Source organism: Parabacteroides sp. AF21-43 (assembly GCF_003635435.1).
In the GTDB taxonomy this organism is placed as follows: domain Bacteria; phylum Bacteroidota; class Bacteroidia; order Bacteroidales; family Tannerellaceae; genus Parabacteroides; species Parabacteroides distasonis.
In genome coordinates this window covers 2,168-2,430 of record NZ_QTMG01000063.1, presented here as the reverse complement: position 1 = coordinate 2,430, position 263 = coordinate 2,168, and the positions used below count along the sequence as shown (strand labels likewise).

1 protein-coding gene is annotated in these 263 nt (G+C 49.8%); it reads right to left on the bottom strand.

What is annotated here, in order from left to right; all coding sequences use genetic code 11:
- A partial coding sequence (locus DWX84_RS21310; protein WP_233573986.1) for an Rpn family recombination-promoting nuclease/putative transposase occupies nucleotides 1-263 on the bottom strand: 263 nt, incomplete at both ends.

Below are 263 nucleotides of genomic sequence, written 5' to 3'. Positions count from 1 at the left end.
AAGGCCCTGTCCTTGAAGTGGGGCTGTTCCCTGTTCTGCATCTCGATTATGATCCGTTCGCCCTTGTCGGTCTCGCAATGGATATCGAAGATGACCTTCCTTCCTTGCTCTGTCTCGGGCAATCGCTCATTGTTCATGATCCTCAGGTCCATGATAGTATGCTCCCCTTCGAGGAGGTCGTTCAGGAACTCGATTAAAATGTCCTTGTCCATTTCCCTGCCGAATATGTGCTTGAAGCCGAAATCGGTGAAGGGGTTGATAAA